Source organism: Pedococcus sp. (assembly GCF_036554925.1).
Classification (GTDB): Bacteria; Actinomycetota; Actinomycetes; order Actinomycetales; family Dermatophilaceae; genus Pedococcus_A.
The window spans coordinates 1-8,613 of sequence record NZ_DATBMI010000083.1; the positions used below are offsets into that span (position 1 = coordinate 1).

Genomic DNA, 8,613 nt, shown 5'->3' on the forward strand with positions numbered 1-8,613 from the left:
CGGCGTGCTGCACGAGTTCTCCACGATCCCCGGGGTCAAGGAGGACGTCACCGAGATCATCCTCAACATCAAGGGCCTGGTCGTCTCCTCGGAGCACGACGAGCCGGTCGTGATGTACCTGCGCAAGCAGGGCCCCGGCGCGGTCACCGCTGCCGACATCGCCCCGCCCGCGGGCGTCGAGGTGCACAACCCCGACCTGCACATCGCCACCCTCAACGGCAAGGGCAAGCTCGAGATGGAGCTGACCGTCGAGCGCGGTCGCGGCTACGTCTCGGCCACCCAGAACAAGTCCGGCGACCAGGAGATCGGCCGCATCCCGGTCGACTCCATCTACAGCCCGGTGCTGGCCGTGACCTACAAGGTCGAGGCGACCCGTGTCGAGCAGCGCACCGACTTCGACAAGCTCATCGTCGACGTCGAGACCAAGAACTCGATGGCACCCCGTGACGCGATGGCTTCCGCCGGCAAGACCCTGGTGGAGCTGTTCGGCCTGGCCCGTGAGCTCAACGTCGAGGCCGAGGGCATCGACATGGGCCCGTCGCCGACCGACGCCGCCCTGGCCGCCGACCTGGCCCTGCCGATCGAGGACCTCGACCTCACGGTGCGCTCGTACAACTGCCTCAAGCGCGAGGGCATCCACACCGTGGGTGAGCTCGTGAGCCGCAGTGAGGCCGACCTGCTCGACATCCGCAACTTCGGTGCGAAGTCGATCGACGAGGTCAAGGCCAAGCTCGTCGGCATGGGCCTGGCGCTCAAGGACAGCCCGCCCGGGTTCGACCCGAGCGCCATCGCCGACTCCTACGGCGAGGACTACGACGAGACGGCCGACGACGACCAGTCGTTCGCCGAGGACGAGCAGCTCTGACCGACCTTTCGGTCCCCATCCAAGGAGAACCACAACCATGCCCACCCCCACCAAGGGTCCCCGTCTCGGCGGCGGTCCGGCTCACGAGCGGCTGATCCTGGCCAACCTGGCCACCTCGCTGTTCGAGCACGACTCGATCACCACCACCGAGGCCAAGGCCAAGCGGCTGCGCCCGCTCGCCGAGCGTCTGATCACCTTCGCCAAGCGCGGTGACCTGCACGCCCGGCGCCGGGTCATGACCGTCGTCCGTGACAAGGGTGTCGTGCACCGTCTCTTCACCGAGATCGCGCCCGACATGGCCGAGCGCCCGGGTGGCTACACCCGCATCACCAAGATCGGTGCGCGCAAGGGTGACAACGCCCCCATGGCCGTGATCGAGCTCGTCCGCGAGCCGCTCGCGAAGAAGGCCACCGTCAAGGAGGCCGAGGCCGCCACCAAGCGCGCCGCCAAGGACGCCGCGAAGGCGGAGAAGCCTGCGAAGGCCGAGGAGGCCGCGCCGGCGGAGGAGACCACCGAGGCGACCGCTTCCGAGGCTCCCGAGACCACCGAGGCGACCGAGGAGACGGCCGACAAGGCCTGACCTGCGCGCTCCGCGAGGCTCACGAAGGCCGCTCGCCCCATCCGGGGCGGGCGGCCTTCGCCGTGTCCCACGGGTATGCCGCGGCGCGCGTCGACAGGAATGCCGTGGGGGGCGTCGTGCAGGCGGGTCGTAGGGTTGCGGCGTGGACCAGGAGGGTGCGGGCGGGGCAGCACGCCGTGACGTGCTGCGGGTGCGGCTCGACTTCGCCTACGACGGCACGGACTTCTCCGGGTGGGCGGCCCAGCCCGCGCGGCGCACCGTCGAGGCAGAGCTGTCGGCCGCCCTGACCACGGTGCTGCGGGCGCCGGAGCCGGTGCGACTCACCGTGGCCGGCCGGACCGACGCCGGTGTGCACGCCCGGGGCCAGGTCGCGCACGCCGACGTCGACGCCGAGGCCTGGGGGCGGCTGCCCGGGCGCTCCGACCGGGCCCCGGGCCAGGCCGCGGTGAGCCGGCTGCGGGGCGTCCTGCCGAAGGACATCGTCGTGCGTCGCGCCGCGGCCGCACCGGACGGCTTTGACGCCCGGTTCTCGGCGCTGCGGCGGCGCTACCTCTACCGGCTGTGCGACGACCCGGCCCACCTCGACCCGCTGCGCCGTCACGACACCGTCGTGAGCCGGCACCCGTTGGACGTGGAGGCCCTCGACGCCGCCGCGCGGTCCCTCCTGGGACTCCACGACTTCGCGGCGTTCTGCAAGCGCCGGGAGGGGGCCAGCACCGTCCGCACACTGCTGGAGTACTCCTGGCGCCGACTGGACGACGGGACCCTGGCCGCGACCGTGGTGGCGGACGCCTTCTGCCACTCGATGGTGCGCTCGCTGGTCGGGGCGGTGCTGCCGGTCGGCGAGGGGAGGCGGGCCCTCGCCTGGCCCGCACAGGTGCTGGCGGCCGCGCAGCGTGACCCTGCCGTGGCGGTCATGCCGCCGCACGGGCTCTCGCTGGAGGAGGTCGTCTACCCCCCGGACGAGGAGCTGGCCGCCCGGGCGGAGCAGGCACGTGCGGTGCGCACCCTCGAGCGCTGAGCCGGACCGGCGCGATGGGCGCCCGCTGAACGGACGGCCGCTGGACGGGCGGCCGCTGGACGGGCGGCCGCTGGACGGGCGCCGTCAGGGCGCCATGGCGGCATACCCTGCGGCGTCGTGGATGGAGATGCCTGCGAACCAGGGGCTGCCCCCGAAGGCCGCCTCGACCTCGGCGAGCTGTGTCTCCATGGCGGTGCGCGTCCGGCCGTGGAACGTCTGCTTGGTCTCCACCGGGCTGTCGCCGAGGTAGTTCGTCTCCTGGCCGATGCGAACCGGGCGCCCGACCTCCGCGCCGGCCTGCAGGGCCGGTGACGCCAGCGCGATGGTGCCGTCGTCGCCGGCGGCGGTGTTGCGGTACGCCATGACCGTCACACCGGCGGTGCGGGCCATGATCTCGCGGTCGAGAGTCGTGGCCCCCGCGGGAACCTCGTGGAACCAGAACGGGATGTCCGCTTCGACGGGGGTGGCCCCGGCCGCCTGGTCGAGCGCGGTCAAGGTCTCCAGGTAGCGCTGGACCACCCCGGCCCGGTCGGACTCCCACGCGGGCGTGGTGTAGGGCTCGATGTCGACGTGGACCCCGGTGAACAGCCGGCTCGAGAGCGCCGGCCGCAGCCAGTGGTCGACGACCCAGGTCGGGTTGTCCACCCACCCGGGGTCCCCTCCGAGGGCGTCCACCCGGATCCCGGCGGCGGCGGCCCGCTGGCTGATCTCGCGGATCTTCGGCAGGAGCGGGGAGCGGTTCAGGCGTGGGGGCACCGCCACGAAGAGCTGCCCGATGCCGGAGGCCGCGGCCAGGTCGACCGTGGCGGCAGGCGTGGAGACGTCCCACACCCACATCGACCTCATCGCCGTGGTCTCGGCCCGGGCAGAGCTACCTGTGGCGCCGACCCCGACCGAGCTGGCGACGGCGAGCAGGAGCACGAGCGCGACCCTAGCGAGCGGTCGGGCCCTTGCGGGAGCGTGATGGGACACAGCCAGTCCTTTCTGACAAAGCCTCGTCAGTGTGACAAGGCGGGCGGCGGCTCCTGCGGGTCTTGACGAGGTCTTTACCCGCTGATCCGGCTCCGGGGCACCGTCCGCTGCGGGCAGGATGGGGCGCATGAGCCGTGGTGGCCCGGGGGCCGACCTCTGGGGTCTCGACGCCGGGAGCGTCGCCGAGCAGCTCGGCTCCTCCGTGGAGACGGGGCTGTCGTCGGCGGAGGCTGCGCGTCGCCTGGAGCGGCACGGGCCCAACACCCTCGCCGCCGAGCCGGTGGTGCCGGTGTGGCGCAAGCTCGCGGAGCAGTTCGCGGACCCCCTCATCTACCTGCTGCTGGCGGCGATCGTCGTGTCGGTCGTGGCGTGGTGGGTCGAGGGGGCGGAAGGCCTGCCGTTCGACGCCATCGTCATCGCGGCCATCGTGGTGGCCAACGCGCTGCTCGGCTACGCCCAGCAGGCCCGGGCGGAGAGCGCCGTCGAGGCCCTCGCCCGGATGACCGCGGCGACGGCGGCTGTCGTCCGCGACGGCGAGCAGCGGCGGATCCCGAGCCGCGAGATCGTCGTGGGCGACGTGATGGTCCTGACGGAGGGGGACGCGGTCGGTGCCGACGGGCGGCTGGTGGCTGCGGCCGCGCTCAAGGTCTCCGAGGCCTCGTTGACCGGGGAGAGCGAGCCGGTGCTCAAGGACCCGGCGCCTCTCGGCCGGCCGGCGGCCCTCGCCGACCGGGTGAACGAGGTGTTCAGCGGCACCGTCGTCACCCAGGGCAGCGGACGGGTCGTCGTCACGGCCACCGGCATGGAGACCGAGATGGGCAAGGTCGCGGGGCTGCTGCACGCCACCCCGGAGGAGCCGACCCCGCTGCAGCAGGAGATCGCGCGGGTGGGGCGGATGCTCGGCGTCGCGGTGGTCGTCATCGCGGCCATCGTGGTCGCGACCGTCCTGCTCACGGCCGAAGGGACGGGCACCGAGGAGGCGGTGACGGCTCTCCTGCTCGGGGTGTCCCTGGCGGTGGCGGCCGTGCCGGAGGGGCTGCCGGCGATCGTCTCGCTCGTCCTGGCGATCGGTGTCCAGCGGATGGCCGAGCACCGGGCCATCGTCAAGAAGCTCTCCTCGGTGGAGACGCTGGGGTCAGCCTCGGTCGTCTGCTCCGACAAGACGGGGACGCTCACCAAGGGGGAGATGACCATCGGCCGGATCGTGACCGCCTCCGGCGTCCTGGAGGTCACGGGAGCCGGCTACCGGCCGGAGGGCGAGGTCCTGCACGCGGGGGCGCCGGTCGACCACTCCTCTGCGCTGTGGCGGGAGGCCGCCGTGGTGCTCAGCGGTGGCAGCCTGGCCAGCAATGCCGTCCTGCGCCAGGAGGAGGGAGAGTGGGAGATCCAGGGTGACCCCACCGAGGCCGCGTTCCTCGTGGCGGAGCGCAAGCTCGGCAGCCACCTGCGCCGTGCGGCGAGGTTCCGCCGGGTCGGCGAGATCCCCTTCACCTCGGACCGCAAGCTCATGAGCAGCCTCGAGGCCGACGCCCATGACGCCGACGCGATCTCGGTGGTCACGAAGGGCGCCCCCGACATCCTGCTCGACCGCTGCACCCACCTGCTCGTGGGGGAGACGCCCGTGCCCCTGGCCGACGACGCGCGGGCCACCGTGCTCGGGGCGGTCGAGGAGATGTCCGCGCAGGCGTACCGGACCCTCGGCGTGGCGTACCGGCCCCTGCACACTGCCACCCGCCCCGAGGCGGAGGAGAGCCTCGAGCGGGAGCTCATCTACGCCGGCACCGTCGGCATCATCGACCCACCGCGACCCGAGGCGAAGGCGGCCATCCGCGAGGCCCACGCCGCCGGCATACGGGTGCTCATGATCAGCGGCGACCACCCGCGCACCGCCGCCAGGATCGCGGCCGAGCTCGGCATCACCGAGGCAGGGAGCCGGGTCCGGAGCGGCCCTGAGCTCGACCGCCTCGCCGAGCCCGACTTCCGCGAGGTCGTCCGGGACTGCTCGGTGTACGCGCGGGTGACGCCGCACCACAAGCTGAGGATCGTCGACGCGCTCCAGGCCGACGGCGCGATCGTCGCCATGACCGGCGACGGGGTGAACGACGCCCCGGCGTTGAAGAGTGCGGACATCGGTGTGGCGATGGGTGTCGCCGGAACGGAGGTGACGAAGCAGGCGGCGAAGATGGTCCTCGCCGACGACAACTTCGCCACTATCGTCGAGGCGGTCCGCGAGGGGCGGCTGATCTTCGCCAACATCCGCAAGGCGCTGCGCTACCTGCTCTCGTCGAACATGGGCGAGGTGCTGACCGTGTTCCTCGGCGTGGTGCTCGCCGGCAGCCTGGGCCTGGCCGGGGCCGACGGCGCGGTGGCGCTGCCGCTGCTGGCGACCCAGATCCTGTGGATCAACCTGCTCACCGACAGCGGCCCGGCACTGGCGCTGGGGGTGGACGGCGAGGCCGACAACGTCATGGGACGTCCGCCGCGCTCGCTGCGCGACCGGGTCATCGACGCCCGCATGTGGAGCAGCGTCGTCCTGGTCGGGACGGTCATGGCCACCGTCACCCTGCTCACGATCGACCTCTACCTGCCCGGCGGCTGGATCGCCGGCGACCAGGACCTCGCGACCGCCCGTACCGCGGGCTTCACCGTGCTGGTGCTGGCCCAGCTCTTCCACAGCTTCGTCGCCCGGTCCGCCAACCGCAGCGCCTTCCGCGGTCTCTTCTCGAACCGGTGGCTGTGGGCGGCCGTGTCGCTGTCCCTGCTCCTCCAGGTGGCGGTGGTGCAGGTCGGGTTCCTGGGCGAGGCGTTCGGCACGAGCCCGCTGACGCCGGACCAGTGGGCTGTGTGCGTGGCCATGGCCAGCTCCATCCTCTGGGTCACGGAGCTGGAGAAGCTCGCCGCGCGCAGGCTCGCGGCCCGCGGTGCCCGCCCCAGGCGCACGCCCCGCTGAGGCGGTCGGCCTGGCGCGGCGCCGGTAGTCTCGGTGGGTACGGCATCGCCGCGCACCAGCGCCAGTGACTCATCCCCGGGAGGGGAGTCGCCGGCTGGTGCCGCGTTGGGAGGTTGGGGCCATGGCAGCGAACGAGGACAGCCCGACGTCGGTGTCCGGTCCCGCGCGGGTGACGCGACACAGCGAGGAGGCCACCGCGGCGGGGATCTACGGGGTCATCGTCAGTGCGGCCGTGATGGCGGCGGCGCACCAGAACACCGTGGTGGCGGTGGAGCTCGCTGTGCTCGTCACCCTGGTCGTCTACTGGGCCGCGGAGCGCTACGCCCGGGTGGTGGCCGAGCGCATCCACCAGGGCCACCGCCCGACCTGGGCGCAGGTGCGCCAGCAGCTGACCGTCGGCTGGGAGATCGTGACCGCCTCGGCACTGCCGTTGACCGTGCTCGCGATCCTCGGCCTGCTGGGGCGCGACGTCGACGTGGCCGTGCTGTGGGCGCTCATCTGCAGCACCGTGCTGCTGTGCGTCGCCGGATGGGAGATGGGTCGCCACGGCCAGCTCACGCGCGCCGAGCGCCTGGTGTCGGCGGCGACGGCGGGCGCGTTCGGGGCGTTGATGGTCCTGTTCAAGGCCGTGCTGCACTGAGCGGGGCACGGCGCCGTGTGCCGCGGCGCCGGCACCCGCGGCCCCCGGCACCGGAAACCCGCTGGCAGCGCGCGGGCGGGGTGCGCGAGAGTGGACCCCCGTGGGACACGTCGACATCAACTCCGTGGGTTTCGTCCTCCCGGACGGCAGGCCGCTGCTCAGCGACGTCAGCCTTCGCGTCGGCGAGGGGGCCAAGGTCGCGCTGATCGGCCCGAACGGGACCGGCAAGACGACCCTCGGGCGCATCGTGGCGGGCGACCTCGCCGCCCACGAGGGGGCGGTCACGCGCTCCGGCGGGCTCGGCGTCATGCGGCAGTTCGTGGGGAAGGTGCGCGACGAGTCCACGGTGCGCGACCTGCTCGTGTCGGTCGCGCCGGAGCCGGTGCGCAGGGCCGCGGCGGAGATCGAGCGGACCGAGCTGCTGATGATGGAGCGCGACAGCGAGCAGGACCAGCTCGCGTACGCACAGGCGCTCGTCGACTGGGCCGACACGGGTGGCTACGACTACGAGACCCTCTGGGACGTCTGCACCGTCGCCGCGCTCGGGATGCCGTTCGAGAAGGCCCAGTGGCGCAAGGTCACCACTCTCTCCGGCGGGGAGCAGAAGCGGCTGGTCCTCGAGGCCCTGCTGCGCGGGCCCGAGGAGGTGCTCCTCCTGGACGAGCCGGACAACTACCTCGACGTGCCCGCCAAGCGGTGGCTGGAGGAGCAGCTCATCGAGTCGCCCAAGACGGTGCTGTTCGTCAGCCACGACCGCGAGCTGCTCGACCGGGTGGCGACCCGCATCGCCACGCTGGAGCCAGGGGCCGCGGGCAGCACCCTGTGGGTGCACCCGGGCCGGTTCTCCACCTACCACCAGGCGCGCGTGGACCGGTTCGAGAGGCTCGACGAGATGCGCCGCCGGTGGGACGAGGAGCACGCCAAGCTCAAGGCGCTCGTCGTGATGTACAAGCAGAAGGCGGCCTACAACTCCGACATGGCGTCGCGGCTGCAGGCCGCCCGCAACCGGCTGGCCCGCTTCGAGGAGGCGGGCCCGCCCGAGGCGCTGCCGCTGCGGCAGAACGTGCGGATGCGGCTCAGTGGCGGGCGCACCGCCAAGCGGGCGGTCGTGGCCGAGGGCCTCGAGCTGACCGGGCTGATGCGGCCGTTCGACCTCGAGGTCTGGTACGGCGAGCGGGTGGCGGTGCTCGGCAGCAACGGGTCGGGCAAGTCGCACTTCCTGAGGCTGCTCGCCTGCGGCGGCAGCGACCCCGACGTCGAGCACCGTCCGGTCGGTGACGTGCGGCCGGCGCCGGTCGCGCACACCGGCCGGCTGCGCCTCGGGTCGCGAGTGCGTCCCGGCTGGTTCGCGCAGACGCACGAGCACCCCACGCTGGTGGGGCGCACGCTGCTCGAGGTGCTGCACCGCGGTGACGAGCACCGCGCAGGCATGCCGCGCGAGGAGGCCGCGCGGGCGCTGGACCGGTACGGCCTGGCCCGTGCCGGGGAGCAGACCTTCGGCTCGCTCTCGGGTGGGCAGCAGGCGCGCTTCCAGATCCTGCTGCTCGAGCTCAGCGGGGCGACCTGCCTGCTGCTCGACGAGCCC

The 8,613-nt window shown here is 72.9% G+C and carries 7 protein-coding genes; 6 read left to right on the top strand and 1 reads right to left on the bottom strand.

Going from position 1 to position 8,613, the window contains the following annotated elements:
- The 3 genes from VIB11_RS06970 to truA form a co-directional block, all read left to right on the top strand.
- Nucleotides 1-865, top strand: an 865-nt coding sequence (locus VIB11_RS06970) for a DNA-directed RNA polymerase subunit alpha (protein WP_332029695.1), incomplete at its 5' end; no start/stop codon positions are given.
- Nucleotides 866-902: 37 nt separating this feature from the next.
- Nucleotides 903-1,445 (top strand): 50S ribosomal protein L17, encoded by a 543-nt coding sequence (gene rplQ, locus VIB11_RS06975; RefSeq protein ID WP_332029697.1) that lies wholly within the window; start codon nucleotides 903-905, stop codon nucleotides 1,443-1,445.
- 184 nt (nucleotides 1,446-1,629) lie between these two features.
- Complete coding sequence (truA, locus tag VIB11_RS06980; RefSeq protein WP_332029707.1) at nucleotides 1,630-2,466, top strand: tRNA pseudouridine(38-40) synthase TruA; 837 nt, start codon at nucleotides 1,630-1,632, stop codon at nucleotides 2,464-2,466.
- A gap of 84 nt (nucleotides 2,467-2,550) precedes the next feature.
- Here truA and VIB11_RS06985 read toward each other — a convergent pair whose 3' ends face one another.
- Nucleotides 2,551-3,387, bottom strand: a complete 837-nt coding sequence (locus tag VIB11_RS06985) for a hypothetical protein (protein WP_332029699.1) — start codon at nucleotides 3,385-3,387, stop codon at nucleotides 2,551-2,553.
- Nucleotides 3,388-3,565: 178 nt separating this feature from the next.
- On the opposite strand from VIB11_RS06985, the gene VIB11_RS06990 reads away from it, so the two are divergent.
- The 3 genes from VIB11_RS06990 to VIB11_RS07000 form a co-directional block, all read left to right on the top strand.
- On the top strand, nucleotides 3,566-6,388 hold the full coding sequence (locus VIB11_RS06990; protein WP_332029701.1) for a cation-translocating P-type ATPase: 2,823 nt from the start codon (nucleotides 3,566-3,568) through the stop codon (nucleotides 6,386-6,388).
- 121 nt (nucleotides 6,389-6,509) lie between these two features.
- Nucleotides 6,510-7,028: a hypothetical protein gene (locus tag VIB11_RS06995; RefSeq protein WP_332029703.1), complete on the top strand. Its 519-nt coding sequence runs from the start codon at nucleotides 6,510-6,512 to the stop codon at nucleotides 7,026-7,028.
- A gap of 100 nt (nucleotides 7,029-7,128) precedes the next feature.
- The coding region (locus VIB11_RS07000; RefSeq protein ID WP_332029705.1) for an ATP-binding cassette domain-containing protein at nucleotides 7,129-8,613 on the top strand (1,485 nt) is incomplete at its 3' end.

Bases quoted from the DNA above. Each gene is read 5' to 3' on its own strand.
- rplQ (WP_332029697.1), top strand. From the start codon at position 903: ATGCCCACCCCCACCAAGGGTCCCCGTCTCGGCGGCGGTCCGGCTCAC.
- VIB11_RS06990 (WP_332029701.1), top strand. From the start codon at position 3,566: ATGAGCCGTGGTGGCCCGGGGGCCGACCTCTGGGGTCTCGACGCCGGG.
- VIB11_RS06995 (WP_332029703.1), top strand. From the start codon at position 6,510: ATGGCAGCGAACGAGGACAGCCCGACGTCGGTGTCCGGTCCCGCGCGG.